At 59.4% G+C, this 12,386-nt stretch carries 11 protein-coding genes and 1 pseudogene; 7 read left to right on the top strand and 5 right to left on the bottom strand.

The window, feature by feature from the left end; all coding sequences use genetic code 11:
* Positions 1-292: 292 nt before the first annotated feature.
* The 5 genes and pseudogenes from BM252_RS26865 to BM252_RS26840 all read right to left on the bottom strand — a co-directional run bounded on the left by BM252_RS26865 (position 293) and on the right by BM252_RS26840 (position 5,513).
* A complete protein-coding gene (locus tag BM252_RS26865; RefSeq protein ID WP_093390735.1) occupies positions 293-1,009 on the bottom strand; it encodes a TonB family protein in 717 nt (238 codons plus the stop codon).
* Positions 1,010-1,363: 354 nt separating this feature from the next.
* Positions 1,364-1,939, bottom strand: coding sequence for a hypothetical protein (locus tag BM252_RS30575; protein WP_139236769.1), 576 nt, complete (start codon positions 1,937-1,939; stop codon positions 1,364-1,366).
* 122 nt (positions 1,940-2,061) lie between these two features.
* A pseudogene (locus tag BM252_RS31495) lies at positions 2,062-2,181 on the bottom strand (phage integrase N-terminal SAM-like domain-containing protein); the annotation flags it as partial.
* A 1,347-nt stretch (positions 2,182-3,528) separates the two neighbouring features.
* Positions 3,529-3,891, bottom strand: coding sequence for a hypothetical protein (locus BM252_RS30570; RefSeq protein WP_139236768.1), 363 nt, complete (start codon positions 3,889-3,891; stop codon positions 3,529-3,531).
* Between the two features lie 257 nt (positions 3,892-4,148).
* A complete protein-coding gene (locus BM252_RS26840; RefSeq protein WP_093390730.1) occupies positions 4,149-5,513 on the bottom strand; it encodes an MFS transporter in 1,365 nt (454 codons plus the stop codon).
* A 135-nt stretch (positions 5,514-5,648) separates the two neighbouring features.
* On the opposite strand from BM252_RS26840, the gene cyoA reads away from it, so the two are divergent.
* From cyoA to BM252_RS26805, 7 genes are read left to right on the top strand one after another with little or no spacing between them, the layout of a single operon-like run.
* On the top strand, positions 5,649-6,629 hold the full coding sequence (cyoA, locus tag BM252_RS26835; RefSeq protein WP_093390729.1) for a ubiquinol oxidase subunit II: 981 nt from the start codon (positions 5,649-5,651) through the stop codon (positions 6,627-6,629).
* Complete coding sequence (gene cyoB, locus BM252_RS26830; protein ID WP_093390741.1) at positions 6,613-8,616, top strand: cytochrome o ubiquinol oxidase subunit I; 2,004 nt, start codon at positions 6,613-6,615, stop codon at positions 8,614-8,616. The genes cyoA and cyoB overlap by 17 nt, the downstream gene beginning before the upstream one ends.
* Positions 8,609-9,244: a cytochrome o ubiquinol oxidase subunit III gene (gene cyoC / locus BM252_RS26825; protein WP_093390728.1), complete on the top strand. Its 636-nt coding sequence runs from the start codon at positions 8,609-8,611 to the stop codon at positions 9,242-9,244. The genes cyoB and cyoC overlap by 8 nt, the downstream gene beginning before the upstream one ends.
* Positions 9,241-9,642 (top strand): cytochrome o ubiquinol oxidase subunit IV, encoded by a 402-nt coding sequence (cyoD, locus tag BM252_RS26820; protein ID WP_093390727.1) that lies wholly within the window; start codon positions 9,241-9,243, stop codon positions 9,640-9,642. The genes cyoC and cyoD overlap by 4 nt, the downstream gene beginning before the upstream one ends.
* A complete protein-coding gene (locus BM252_RS26815) occupies positions 9,639-10,436 on the top strand; it encodes an SURF1 family protein (RefSeq protein WP_093390726.1) in 798 nt (265 codons plus the stop codon). The genes cyoD and BM252_RS26815 overlap by 4 nt, the downstream gene beginning before the upstream one ends.
* Before the next feature lie 31 nt (positions 10,437-10,467).
* The gene (locus BM252_RS26810) at positions 10,468-11,805 is read left to right on the top strand and encodes an ATP-binding protein (protein WP_245774469.1); all 1,338 of its coding nucleotides are present in this window, start codon (positions 10,468-10,470) and stop codon (positions 11,803-11,805) included.
* Positions 11,798-12,352 carry a response regulator transcription factor gene (locus BM252_RS26805; RefSeq protein ID WP_093390725.1) on the top strand — a complete coding sequence of 185 codons (555 nt, stop codon included), beginning with the start codon at positions 11,798-11,800 and terminating at the stop codon, positions 12,350-12,352. Before BM252_RS26810 ends, BM252_RS26805 begins: the two co-directional genes overlap by 8 nt.
* Positions 12,353-12,386: the final 34 nt, after the last annotated feature.

Here is a 12,386-nt window from a genome sequence, read left to right as displayed (position 1 = left end):
GTGTGCACTCGCCGCTTTTTACCTTCACTCATTTGCTGTCATCCTTTCACGGACCACAGCTTAAACCATCGTCTCAAATTCGGGATCCACTATAGTGCGTCACCAGAAAGAAGCCGGGGACTGAGGGAATGAGGTGGCCTTAAGTTTCTTCCTGACACCTCGCTATCTTCGCTTTAAGCTCAGCGATTGATTTTATGGATTTCATATTGGTCAGGCCGATACATTTTTCGCAGCTCATTGTTTCGCCGGGGATGCCTAAAAATAGTTGTTGGCTAGGTCTCTATAGGCGGCCTTAAGATTGCTGAGTGTTACGCTCTTTTATTAGTTGTGAACGTTCGACAGCGAGCATATCACCTTGCAGCGCCGCCTTGGCGTACCATATTTCCGCCTGTTCGATGTTTTTTTCCATACCGTCACCTTCCTCATAACGTGCAGCTATGTCGTATTGAGCCAATGGGTGGCCTGCTTCGGCAAGACTCTTAAGCAACCTTATTCCCGCAGACTGCATCTCGGAGTCCGCCGCTTGCATTTTTGCGATGGAATATAATGCTGAAGCATTGCCCTCTTTCGCGGAGTGTAATAATTCCCTCCAAGTTTCTCCAAGATAGCCACTTGGAACGCTAAACCAATAATACGTCATTGTCATTAACATCGGAATAGGCTTGTCATCTATTGTCCCGGGCTGCCAGGAACATTTCATCAGCGCCGTTTCGGCTGCGGTATCCAACATCGGGAATCCAGTGGAGTGCTGGATAAATGGGCGAGTTGGCTTGCCATCAAGCCCGACCAAGACTGCAATTTGAACCACGCCCTCTTGTCCTTTAGCTAATGCGCGAGTAGGCCAGTGCGGCTTTTCGCAACCGCCGGCACGAGGCTTTGGACGCACCACTAAATGTAGTGGTTCTGTGATAGATGACTGAGAAAAAGCAAATTCAGAATAAGGCAGCAGTGTGCTCACTATAAAAATTAATTTCCAAAAATCATTTGAAAGAAAGGATAAATTATTCATCTTAAGAATTATATATGGATACAGAAATATTGCGTCGTCTGATGTTCAGCATTCTGTGCGCCGAACTCTGCGAGGTAAAGCAAGGGCGTTCGCGGGGGGGCTTGGACTCGGCATATTGTGGGTTGCCTATCACCTTTGGAAACAACGGGTACATCGCGCGCTACCGCTATGCTGATGACACCGTCACCATCTTCAGAATTCACCATCAAAGAGAGGCGGATCGCTAACGCTGCAGTAACCGGCAACTTCAGCCCAATAGCCGCCGTTCAAAATCAACGCAGCGCTGAGTGGTATGCCGCTCGTTAATCAACTGATGAACTGTGCCACATTCGGCGGATTTGGATCGACGAAATATTAACGCCCTCTTAATTTTACAAACTTTCCACTACCACCATAGGAAAAGACTTTGCCAGGAACCGAAATCGGTAGATCAATATTGTTTACCATTCTGACAAACTCAACTTGTAGCTCTTCTGTTGATCTGTTCGTTAAAACGAAAATCCATGTCTCGACCCAAGTGCCATCTTCGTCCTTCCCAGAATCAGTTGCTTGAAGAACAGCATTGCTTCCGGTACGTGAAACTCGAAAAAGTTGGGGCATAGCCTCTTCCCAAACGCCACTGATGGTGTTTTTGGCGAACACCTGTGCTTCAGAACTACCCAGCACTAATCGATATTGCAGCGTCCTAAAGGCGGGATCCTTAACAGAGAGAATGCCTTCTTGAAATGTGAGCAAACCCTCCCATTCTCCGTTGATGTTTTCGTTTTCGTGAAGTAATGTCGGCGATGAAGCATTGACCGAAGAAATTCGGGGAGTCGAGCACCCAATTAATGGGAAAATTCCCAATATAACAATAATGTATGAAATTAGTCGTTTCATTTTTACGAAAATGGATAGTGTTTTTGCAATTGGAAGGAAAGTGTACAGCATGGCGAAAATCCCGAACATTCGAGATGTTGAAACAACGTGCAGGGTGGGCGAGACACGAACAATCTAAAAAAACAGCGGCAATGCAAAAAATCATGCCAGCGGCAATAAGCGTGACAGCTATCTGCGAACCGACGCACGGCACGGACATAGTGCTGCTGCGTCTTGGGCGCGAACTTGCGCATGCGCATGTCGTCGATCATCCGCTGACGCAGCGGGCTGGTGGCATTGATTTGCGCTTCCATGGCTTGGCTCCTGTCGGAAACGAGGCGAATTACCTCTGTTTCACGATAGAAACCGGAGCCACTCAGTCAACTATAAGTCACCGTTCATCGAAGTCCTACCGCGCGGGCGGTTTAGTCCTTTGGCCGATATCAGTCTCGATCTTGTCTCCGCAGGACCGCATACGGTGACTGCTCTGTCGGACCAAAATACAACCGCAAGCTTTCTGTGTTTTCAACGAATCGTACTAATGATTTTCGAGGAGGATGTTCACGTACGAATTGTGGTGATAGCCCTTGGCAGTTGGGCTGCCCGTTATCTGAAAGTGGAGGAGAAAAAGTTAGCACCAACCCGTTACCAACCTCAGCCATCGCGTATTTCATCGTCAACACCATGCTTCCATCATCCCCTACATAGGTTCCGTCCGCCAAGAACTGAAAAGTCATGGATTTGCAAGAAGCCGGAAATTGCATAGACGCGCTCTGCATTACCCACTTTCCTATCAACCGAGAATTTTCTGGCCCAGCGGTTGCCGTTATCGAAGACAGCATCAGGGACGCAATTAAGGAAATTTTTGTACTGAGGTTCATTGGGTCAATGTTTCTTAGGATGGAGGTTTTAACACTAAATTCTTGCGTCGACCGAGTGAATCCGCAGCCGAAAGCGGCGCATCCGCTAAGTAGTGAAGAGCCTATAGCCGAGGTAACTAACCGTAGCAATGATTAGGCTAATCCCACCGTAGGCAGACCACATCATAAACTTACCTTCGAGGCTACCCGTCTTGCTCAGTGTTGAGTAGTAGTCCCATTCGTTTCCGGGCAGATATGCACCCTTCCTTCGATGCTTGAAATCGATGATCTGACTCGGGATTCCAAATAGAATCACAAACACAAGCACCGCTAATTGAATCAATATCATGTCTCTTGTAACATCAATGGATGTATTTTATTTAGTGATAAAACGTAGTCATCTATGGCCAACGGCGGCTTGTGGCTGCGGATTCAATCGGTCGAGCCTCCCTGTGACTCAAGCCCAGCATGCTGCCGCGCTCCGCCTCGTGAATCAATTATAGTTGCAAAAGTAAGAACCTGGCACACCAAGATTGTCAACTTCCTAATATTATTGGCGTGCCAGCTCCTGCCGGACGGGAAGGGCGGCCACAGCCGCCTTCTACGTTGTGGTGCCGCCTCGTCGCCAGTCTGTAGCATCCGGTTCAGGCTCAGCGCCGCTGTCGGGGCGAAACCGGCACGTACCAGCCAGGACAGCTTCGACGTCGACGCCGCGCCCATGTGGCGGTACTTGGCGGTGAAGTGGGCGGTGACCGTAGCGGTCGGCGATCAGGCCGGTCCGCTTACGGCCCTCAGCGGCCATCAAAAAACCGTGGAGTCTTTAATAGTGACGACTTTTTCGACTGTAATCTCGGCGGCAAGAGTTCCGCTGTAGCCATGCTCAAAGTAGCAATCTATCATTAGTCGGGGATGACCGGAGAAAGTAAGCTCTACGTGCGATTCGGAGGTGGGATTCAGTACCACCCACTTGCTGGTTCCAGGTTCAATATCGCCAATTGCAAGTGAATGTCCAGTGATGTGTACAACCATGGACCGAATCGACTCCGTGCCAACATTCTTTACGATAAACGTTACACCTTTCCCAGAAAAGGAGTAGTCATAAATGAATCCAAGGGCGATGGTGATGGCGACGAGAGAGGCAAGTAGCAGTTTTTTCGTTCGCATTGTTCTGATTGGAGAGGGGACAGTATTTGACAATACACCACGGTGGCGCCCCGCTCTTGGCCGAACTCAGTCGGTGACTAAGTTCGGATTTACCGCTTTTCGGCATTGAGCAGAGCTCCACCTCAGCAAGCAATTATAGTTCCAAAAAGCAAGAATCCGGCACACTAAAGATAGCAATTTCCTATTCTTTTAGCATGCCGGCTCCGGCCGGGCGGGGAGGGCGGCCGCAGCCGCCTTCTATATAGTAGTGCCGCCGCCTAGTCGCGAATCTCCAGCGCCCGGTTCAGGCTCAGCGCCGCCAGCGAGCCGACCGCGCCCGACAGCAGGTACAGGCTGACATAGCCCAAGCCGAAGTTGGCCGACAGCCCCAGCGCCACCAGCGGGGCGAAGCCGGCGCCGACCAGCCAGGCCAGGTCCGAGGTCAAGGCCGCGCCGGTGTAGCGGTACTTGGCGGCGAAGTTGGCGGTGACGGCGCCGGCGGCTTGTCCATACGACAAGCCCAGCAGCAGGAAGCCGGCCAGGATGAAGATGTTCTGGCCCATTTCTCCGCCGTCCATCAGCATCGGCACGAAGCCGCTGAACACGGCGATCATCATGGCCAGCGTGCCCAGGGTGCGGCGGCGGCCGAAGCGGTCTGCGATCAGGCCGGAGGCGACGATGCCGCCTGCGGCGATCACCGCGCCGAGCATCTGCAGGTGCAGGAAGTCGCCGATCGAGCGGCTCGAATACAGGTTGATCCAGGACAGCGGGAACACCGTCACCAGGTGGAACAGGGCGTAGCTGGCCAGCGCGGCCAGCGCGCCGATGACGATGTTGCGGCCCTGCGTATGGCCCATTTCGCTCACGCTGACCGGCTCCAGCTCGCGCTCGTCGAGCAGGTGCGAGTATTCCGGCGTCGACACCAGGCGCAGCCGGGCGAACAGCGCGACCACGTTGATGGCGAAGGCGACGTAGAAGGGATAGCGCCAGCCCCAGTCGAGGAAGTCGACCGCCGACAGGCCCTGCAGCAGGTAGGCGAACAGGCCGGCGGCGATGATGAAGCCGACCGGCGCGCCCAACTGGCCCAGCATGGCGTACCAGCCGCGCTTGTTCTGCGGCGCGTTGAGCGCCAGCAGCGAGGGCAAACCGTCCCAGGAGCCGCCCAGCGCCACGCCCTGGCCGACGCGCAGCACCGACAGCAGCACGATGGCGGCGCCGCCGAGGGTGGCGTAGCTTGGCAGGAAGGCAATGCCGGCGGTGGACACGCCGAGCAGGAACAGCGCCAGGGTCAGCTTGGCCTCGCGGCCGAAGCGTTGTTGGATTTGCATGAAGGCGATGGTGCCGAACGGCCGGGCCAGGAAGGCGAGGGCGAAGATGGCGAAGGAATACAGGGTGCCGTCGAGTCGGCTTTCGTGCGGGAAGAACACCAAAGGGAACACCAGCACCGAGGCGATGGCGTATACAAAGAAGTCGAAATACTCGGAGGCGCGGCCGATGACCACGCCGATGGCGATCTCGCCGGGGGCGATATGGCCGTCGCGGGCGTTGATGTTGCGCGCGCCGCTGCTACTGTTGGAACGGTTGGAGGAAGTGGAAGAGGATGGGGTGGGGGTGCTGCCGTAGCCTGTCGTTGTTGTTGACATAGTATCGTCTCGCTTCGTCTCAAAAGTTTCTTATAGTCGGCGCTAGCCCGTAGGTAGGACAAAGTGTCCAATCGCCAGTCTGCGCCGTTGGCATTACAGTAGCATGTTCTCAATCCTCTGTAAGCACATTACCGCATGATTCCTTTGATAGCCCGTCGCGGACTATTCCTCCTCCCATTGCTGTGGCTCGCGGGCTGCAACACTGTGGTGATGAATCCATCCGGCGATATTGCCGCTCAGCAGGGACACTTAATCGTCGTCTCTACGCTGTTGATGCTGTTGATTATTGTTCCCGTGATCGCCCTGACGATATTTTTCGCCTGGCGTTATCGGAAAAGTAATACTGCCGCCAAATATGAACCCGACTGGGATCACTCGACCAAATTGGAACTGGTGATCTGGGGCGCGCCCCTGTTGATCATCATCGCCCTCGGCCTGCTGACCTGGATCAGCACCCACCTGCTCGACCCCTACCGTCCGCTGACACGTCTGGACGCCAAGCGGCCGCTGGCTGCCGACGTCAAGGTGCTGGAAGTGCAAGTGGTCGCGCTGGACTGGAAGTGGTTGTTCATCTATCCGGAGCAGGGCATCGCCACCGTCAACGAGCTGGTGACCCCGGTCGACGTGCCGGTACGCTACAAGATCACCGCTTCGACCGTGATGAACTCGTTCTACATCCCAGCGCTGGCCGGCCAGATCTACGCCATGCCGGGCATGCAGACGACGCTGAACGCGGTCATCAACAAGCCGGGCAACTACGAGGGCTTCTCCGCCAACTACAGCGGCGCCGGTTTCTCGCACATGCGCTTCCAGTACCACGGCGTCAGCCAAAGCGATTTCGACGCCTGGGTCAAAGACACCAAGGCGGCCGGCGGCTCGCTCGACCGCGCCAACTACTTGACGCTGGAAAAGCCGAGCGAACGCGATCCGGTACGCCGCTACGGCGCCATCGATCCCGCGCTGTACGACGCCATCCTGAACCGCTGCGTCGGCGAAGGCGCCGTCTGCATGAACAAGATGATGGCAGCCGATGCCAAACGCGCCAAGCAGCAAGACAACTGCGAGACGCCCGCGCCAACACTTTCGATGAAGAACAATGATGCACGACGAAATTAATTTGACGAAGCTCATCTTCGGCCGGTTGAGCTGGGATGCGATTCCCTACCACGAACCTATCCTGCTGGCGACCTTCTGCATGGTCGCCCTCGGCGGCCTGGCGCTGCTTGGCGCCATGACCTACTTCCGCGTCTGGGGCACCCTGTGGCGCGACTGGATCACCAGCATCGACCACAAGAAGATCGGCATCATGTACATGATCCTCGGTCTGGTCATGCTGCTGCGCGGCTTCACCGACGCGCTGATGATGCGCGCCCAACAGGCGCTGGCCTTCGGCGACCAAGCCGGCTTCCTGCCGCCGCACCACTACGACCAGGTCTTCACCGCCCACGGCGTGATCATGATCTTCTTCGTCGCCATGCCCTTGGTGACCGGCTTCATGAACTACGTGGTGCCGCTGCAGATCGGCGCGCGCGACGTCGCCTTCCCCTTCCTGAACAACTTCAGCTTCTGGATGACCACCTTCGGCGCCGTGCTGACCATGGTCTCGCTGTTCGTCGGCGAATTCGCCCGCACCGGCTGGTTGGCCTATCCGCCGCTGTCCGGCATCCTGGCCAGCCCAGACGTCGGGGTGGACTACTACATCTGGTCGCTACAGATCGCCGGGGTCGGCACCTTGCTGTCCGGCGTCAACCTGATCGTCACCATCGTCAAGATGCGCGCGCCGGGCATGACCCTGATGAAAATGCCGGTCTTCACCTGGACCTCGCTGTGCACCAACGTGCTGATCGTCGCCGCCTTCCCGGTGCTGACCGCAGTCCTGGCCATGCTGTCGCTCGACCGCATGTTCGGCACCAACTTCTTCACCAACGACATGGGCGGCAACGCCATGATGTACGTGAACCTGATCTGGATCTGGGGCCACCCCGAGGTCTACATTCTGGTGCTGCCGGTGTTCGGCATCTTCTCGGAAGTTGTTTCGACCTTCTCCAGCAAGCGTCTGTTTGGTTACACCTCGATGGTCTACGCCACCGTGGTCATCACCATCCTGTCCTACCTGGTTTGGCTGCACCACTTCTTCACCATGGGTTCCGGCGCCAGCGTCAACTCCTTCTTCGGCATCACCACGATGATCATCTCGATCCCGACCGGCGCCAAGATCTTCAACTGGCTGTTCACCATGTACCGTGGCCGCATCCGCTTCGAGCTGCCGATGATGTGGTCGATCGCCTTCATGATCACCTTCGTCATCGGTGGCATGACCGGCGTGCTGCTGGCCGTGCCGCCAGCCGACTTCGTGCTGCACAACAGCCTGTTCCTGATCGCCCACTTCCACAACGTCATCATCGGCGGCGTGTTGTTCGGTCTGTTCGCGGGTATCAACTACTGGTTCCCTAAGGCCTTCGGCTACAAGCTCGACAGCTACTGGGGCAAATGGTCGTTCTGGCTGTGGGTGATCGGCTTCTACTTCGCCTTCATGCCGCTGTACGTGCTGGGCCTGATGGGCGTGACCCGCCGCATGAGCCACTTCGAAGACCCGTCGCTGCAGATCTGGTTCCAGATCGCCGCCTTCGGCGCCGTGCTGATCGCGCTGGGTATCGCCGCCATGCTGGTGCAGTTCTTCGTCAGCTACCTGCGCCGCGAACAGCTGCGCGACTTCACCGGCGACCCGTGGGACGGCCGTACCCTGGAATGGTCGACCTCGTCGCCACCGCCGGACTACAACTTCGCCTTCACGCCGCAAGTGCATGACAACGACACCTTCGCCGACATGAAGAAGAGCGGCTACAAGCGTCCGGTGAAAGACTTCGTGGCGATCCACATGCCGAAGAACACCTGGGCCGGTTTCGTCATCTCCGCCCTGAGCGCGGCGGTCGGCTTCGCCTTGATCTGGCAAATGTGGCTGCTGGCGGTGGTCGGCTTCGTGGCGACCATGGCGGCGATCATTGTGCATACCTTTAACTACAAACGCGATTACTACATTCCGGTGGACGAAGTTGTCCGCACCGAAAATGCCCGCACCCGCTTGTTGGAAAGCCATGTCTGATATCAAAGTAAGCAACTCCGGCGCCCTGGGCGCCGACCCTAGCGCGCGCTTCTTCGTGCGCGAGCACCATCCGGAAAACGGCACTCTGCTGGGTTTCTGGATCTACCTGATGAGCGATTGCCTGATCTTCGCCTGCCTGTTCGCGACCTATGCCGTACTGGGTCGCAACTACGCCGGCGGTCCTTCGGGCGCCGAGCTGTTCGACCTGCCGCTGGTGGCCCTGAACACGGCCTTCCTGCTGCTGTCGTCGATCACCTACGGCTTCGCCATGCTGGAATCGCAGCGCAAACGCCTGCGCGCCGCGCTGGTCTGGCTGGGCATCACCGGCCTGTTCGGCGCCGCCTTCCTGTCGCTGGAAATGTACGAGTTCTTCCACCTGATCCACGAAGGCGCCGGTCCGCAGCGCAGTGGCTTCCTGACCGCGTTCTTCGCGCTGGTCGGCACCCACGGCCTGCACGTCACCTTCGGCATCGTTTGGTTGGTCACGCTGATGTTCCAACTGGGCCGCCACGGTCTGACGGTGGAAAACCAGCGCCGCATGATGTGCCTGTCGATGTTCTGGCACTTCCTGGACGTGATCTGGATCGGCGTCTTCACCTTTGTCTACCTGATGGGAGTGCTGCCATGAGTGAGCATCACAACAACGACGACCACGGCCACGGCCACGGTCATGATGGTCACGAAGACCACGCCGACCACGGCAGCCTGAAAAGCTACGCCATCGGTTTCCTGCTGTCGGTGATCCTGACCGCCATCCCGTTCTGGCTGGTGATGGCCAAGGTGATCGACAAGTCGAGCACCATGGGGCTGGTACTGCTCGGCTTCGCCGCCGTGCAAGTGGTCGTGCACATGATCTACTTCCTGCACATGAACGCCAAGGCCGAGGGCGGCTGGTCGATGCTGGCCCTGCTGTTCACGGTGATGGTGCTGGTGATTATGCTGGCCGGTTCGATCTGGGTCATGTACCACCTGAACCACAACATGATGCCGGGCATGATGGAACATGATATGCGCAACATGCCATGAGTAAACAGCCGCACGTAAACGAAGGGGGGGCGCCAGGCGCCGCCCGTTCCGGCGCGCTGCGGCTGGCGTTGCTGGCCGGCGCCGTGCTGCTGATCGCGGGCTTCCTCGCGCTCGGCAGCTGGCAGGTGCAGCGCCTGTTCTGGAAGCGGGCGCTGATCGAGCGCGTCGAGCAGCGCGTCCACGCGGCGCCTGCTGCGGCGCCCGGCGCGGCGCGCTGGAACGGCGTCACGGCGGCGACAGACGAATACCGGCACGTTCGCGTGGCCGGTATTTTGCTTTTTGAGGCCAGCGTGCGCAGCCAGGCGGTCACCGCCCTGGGCAGTGGCTACTGGCTGCTGACGCCGTTGTGCCAGCAGGACGGCACGGTGGTGCTGGTCAACCGTGGCTTTGTCGAAGCCGCCGCGCCGGCGCCCGCCACGGCCACGCCGGCGCTTGCCTGCCCACCCGGAACAGTGCCCCGTGTTACCATGACGGGCTTGCTGCGCGTCAGCGAGCCGAACGGTGGGTTCCTGCGCAAAAACGATCCGTCCAAGCAGCGCTGGTACTCGCGCGATGTGCGGGCGATCGCCGCCGCGCAGGGCTTGCAGCGGGTGGCGCCGTACTTCGTCGACGCCGCCGCCGGCCAAGAGCCGAGCGACGCCGCCGATGGCCAGCGTCCGGTCGGCGGCCTGACCGTGATCGCCTTCCCGGACAGCCATTTGGTGTACGCGCTGACCTGGTTCGCGTTGGCGGCGATGTCGGCGGCGATGCTGTGGTGGTTGCTGCGTGGAGGCGCGCGGCGGCGGCGCGACTGATTCATTGTAAAAAGTGTACATGCCGGTGAAAATGGAAGCAACAAAACAACAGACGGGCATCACGCACACCAAGGCCGCCGCCAACGTGGAGTACGCGGCCGGCCACAAGAACATGGCCCAGCTGATCCAGCTGCGCTGGATCGCCGTGGTCGGCCAGATTATCGCCATCGGCACCGTCATCCTCGGCTTCGACGTCAAGCTGCCGACCGTGCCGATGCTCGAGGTGCTGGCCTGCCTGATCGCCTTCAACATCGCCAGCCAGCTGCGCTGGCACGAACACCGCGAAGTGACCAACGGCGAGCTGTTCCTGGCGCTGCTGGTCGACGTCGCCAGCCTCACCGCCCAACTCTACCTGAGCGGCGGCACCACCAATCCCTTCGCCTTCGTCTACCTGTTGCAGGTGATCCTCAGCGCCGTGCTGCTCGAGGCTTGGTCGACCTGGACCATCGTCGCCATCACCATCACCTGCCTGGACGGACTGGCGCTGTTCGCCAAGCCGCTGGCGCTGCCGCTCGACCATGCCCGTGGCATCGGCAGCCTGTACGTGCAGGGCATGCTGCTGTGCTTCGCGCTGATCGCCGCGCTGCTGGTGGTGTTCATCAGCCGCATCATGCGCAACCTGCGCGCCGGCGACGCCCAGCTGGCCGACCTGCGCCAGCGCGCCGCCGAGGAGGAGCACATCGTCCGCATGGGCCTGTTGGCCTCGGGCGCCGCGCACGAGCTGGGCACGCCGCTGGCCACCTTGTCGGTGATCCTGGGCGACTGGAAGCGCATGCCCGAATTCAGCAAGAACGCCGAGCTGATCGAGGAGATCGGCGAGATGCAGACCCAGCTGTTGCGCTGCAAGTCCATCGTCAGCGGCATTTTGCTGTCGGCCGGCGAGGCGCGCGGCGAGCTGTCGGCCAAGACGACCATCAAGCATTTCCTCGACGAGTTGGCGGCCGAGTGGCTGGCCAGCCGCCCGGTGCAGACCTTCGCCTACCAGAACCGCATCGTCCACGACCTGCCGGTGGTGTTCGACTCGGCCCTCAAGCAAACCATCTGCAACCTGCTGGACAATGCGCTGGAGGCCTCGCCGCAATGGCTGAGCCTGGAGGCGACGCGCGACGGCGACACCCTCAACGTGCTGGTCAGCGACGCCGGCCCCGGCTTCGCGCCCGGCATGCTGGCCCAGCTGGGCAAGCCCTACCAGTCGACCAAGGGGCGGCCCGGCGGCGGCCTCGGCCTGTTCCTGGTGGTCAACGTGGCGCGCACCCTGGGCGGTTCGGTGACGGCGCGCAACCGCGCCGAGGGCGGCGCCGCCGTGCAGCTGAGTCTGCCGCTGGCCGCCATCGCCCTGCCGCCGCAGGAGGAGCGCGTCGATGAGTGAGCTGTACGAGAACGCCGAACCGCGCATGCTGTTGCTGGTCGAGGACGACGAGGCCTTCGCCCGCACGCTGGGCCGCTCGTTCGAGCGGCGCGGCTACCGCGTGCTGCTGGCGGCCAACGTCGACGAGGCCAGCGCCATGCTGGTCGACCACGCGCCGGGCTACGCCGTGGTCGACCTGAAGCTGAAGGGCACCTCGTCCGGCCTGGCCTGCGTGCAGATGTTGCACCAGCACGACGCGGCGATGCTGATCGTGGTGCTGACCGGCTTCGCCAGCATCAACACGGCGGTCGAGGCGATCAAGCTGGGCGCCTGCCAATACCTGGCCAAGCCGTCCAACACCGACGACATCGAAGCCGCCTTCGGCCACGTCGCCGGCGCCGTCGAGCTGGAGATGACCAACCGCTCGACCTCGATCAAGACGCTGGAGTGGGAGCGCATCCACGCCGTGCTGGCCGAGACCGACTTCAACATCTCGGAGGCGGCGCGCCGGCTCGGCCTGCACCGCCGCACCTTGGCGCGCAAGCTGGAGAAGCAGCGCGTCAAGTAGCGGCCGGCGGACCCGGCCTGGCCGTCGTTGCCGA

Origin of the sequence: Rugamonas rubra (assembly GCF_900114705.1) — a bacterium.
Taxonomy (GTDB): domain Bacteria; phylum Pseudomonadota; class Gammaproteobacteria; order Burkholderiales; family Burkholderiaceae_D; genus Rugamonas; species Rugamonas rubra.
This window is presented reverse-complemented; position numbering and strand designations above follow the sequence as displayed.

Excerpts from the sequence above, each read along its gene's own strand:
- BM252_RS30570 (WP_139236768.1), bottom strand. The coding sequence starts at position 3,891 with ATGCGAACGAAAAAACTGCTACTTGCCTCTCTCGTCGCCATCACCATC.
- BM252_RS26865 (WP_093390735.1), bottom strand. The coding sequence starts at position 1,009 with ATGAATAATTTATCCTTTCTTTCAAATGATTTTTGGAAATTAATTTTT.
- BM252_RS26815 (WP_093390726.1), top strand. The coding sequence starts at position 9,639 with ATGAGTAAACAGCCGCACGTAAACGAAGGGGGGGCGCCAGGCGCCGCC.
- BM252_RS30575 (WP_139236769.1), bottom strand. The coding sequence starts at position 1,939 with ATGCTGTACACTTTCCTTCCAATTGCAAAAACACTATCCATTTTCGTA.
- cyoA (WP_093390729.1), top strand. The coding sequence starts at position 5,649 with ATGATTCCTTTGATAGCCCGTCGCGGACTATTCCTCCTCCCATTGCTG.
- cyoB (WP_093390741.1), top strand. The coding sequence starts at position 6,613 with ATGCACGACGAAATTAATTTGACGAAGCTCATCTTCGGCCGGTTGAGC.
- BM252_RS26810 (WP_245774469.1), top strand. The coding sequence starts at position 10,468 with ATGGAAGCAACAAAACAACAGACGGGCATCACGCACACCAAGGCCGCC.
- cyoC (WP_093390728.1), top strand. The coding sequence starts at position 8,609 with ATGTCTGATATCAAAGTAAGCAACTCCGGCGCCCTGGGCGCCGACCCT.
- BM252_RS26805 (WP_093390725.1), top strand. The coding sequence starts at position 11,798 with ATGAGTGAGCTGTACGAGAACGCCGAACCGCGCATGCTGTTGCTGGTC.
- BM252_RS26840 (WP_093390730.1), bottom strand. The coding sequence starts at position 5,513 with ATGTCAACAACAACGACAGGCTACGGCAGCACCCCCACCCCATCCTCT.
- cyoD (WP_093390727.1), top strand. The coding sequence starts at position 9,241 with ATGAGTGAGCATCACAACAACGACGACCACGGCCACGGCCACGGTCAT.